2 rRNA genes are annotated in these 1,242 nt (G+C 49.8%); both read right to left on the bottom strand.

Annotation, left to right across the window (positions count from 1 at the left end):
- Positions 1–827 (bottom strand): 23S ribosomal RNA (locus tag M3226_RS31380); the annotation flags it as partial.
- A 192-nt stretch (positions 828–1,019) separates the two neighbouring features.
- Positions 1,020–1,242 (bottom strand): 16S ribosomal RNA (locus tag M3226_RS31375); the annotation flags it as partial.

Below are 1,242 nucleotides of genomic sequence, written 5' to 3'. Positions count from 1 at the left end.
TCTCCGCTACCCACACCTCATCCCCGCACTTTTCAACGTGCGTGGGTTCGGGCCTCCATCCAGTGTTACCTGGACTTCACCCTGGACATGGGTAGATCACCTGGTTTCGGGTCTACGACCACATACTTATTCGCCCTATTCAGACTCGCTTTCGCTGCGGCTCCGTCTCTTCAACTTAACCTTGCATGTAATCGTAACTCGCCGGTTCATTCTACAAAAGGCACGCTATCACCCATTAACGGGCTCTAACTACTTGTAGGCACACGGTTTCAGGAACTATTTCACTCCCCTTCCGGGGTGCTTTTCACCTTTCCCTCACGGTACTGGTTCACTATCGGTCACTAGGGAGTATTTAGCCTTGGGAGATGGTCCTCCCTGCTTCCGACCGGATTTCTCGTGTCCGGCCGTACTCAGGATCCACTCAGGAGGGAACGAAGTTTCAACTACAGGGCTTTTACCTTCTATGACGGACCTTTCCAGGTCGCTTCATCTACCCCGTTCCTTTGTAACTCCATGTTGAGTGTCCTACAACCCCAAGAGGCAAGCCTCTTGGTTTGGGCTAATCCCGTTTCGCTCGCCGCTACTTAGGGAATCGCGTTTGCTTTCTCTTCCTCCGGGTACTTAGATGTTTCAGTTCCCCGGGTCTGCCATCAATACCCTATGTATTCAGGTAAAGATACTGCTCCATTACGAGCAGTGGGTTTCCCCATTCGGAAATCTCCGGATCAAAGCTTACTTACAGCTCCCCGAAGCATATCGGTGTTAGTCCCGTCCTTCATCGGCTCCTAGTGCCAAGGCATTCACCGTGCGCCCTTTCTAACTTAACCTAAAAGGTTTTACTCTATATTAATAGAGAATATTCTAAAATGGCGATTTTACTCGGTTTTTACTTGGTTTCTTCTATACGATTATCTAGTTTTCAAAGAACGAATTTACCTTGAGAGAATTGCTCCCTCAAAACTAAACAAACAAAAAGCGGTCAACTTCTTATCAGTCCATGAGGACTGCATTATCCTTAGAAAGGAGGTGATCCAGCCGCACCTTCCGATACGGCTACCTTGTTACGACTTCACCCCAATCATCTGTCCCACCTTAGGCGGCTGGCTCGCAATTGCGTTACCCCACCGACTTCGGGTGTTACAAACTCTCGTGGTGTGACGGGCGGTGTGTACAAGGCCCGGGAACGTATTCACCGCGGCATGCTGATCCGCGATTACTAGCGATTCCGGCTTCATGTAGGCG

The organism is Neobacillus cucumis, assembly GCF_023715505.1.
Note: the sequence above shows the minus strand (reverse complement) of the source record. Positions and strands in the feature narration are given on the sequence as shown.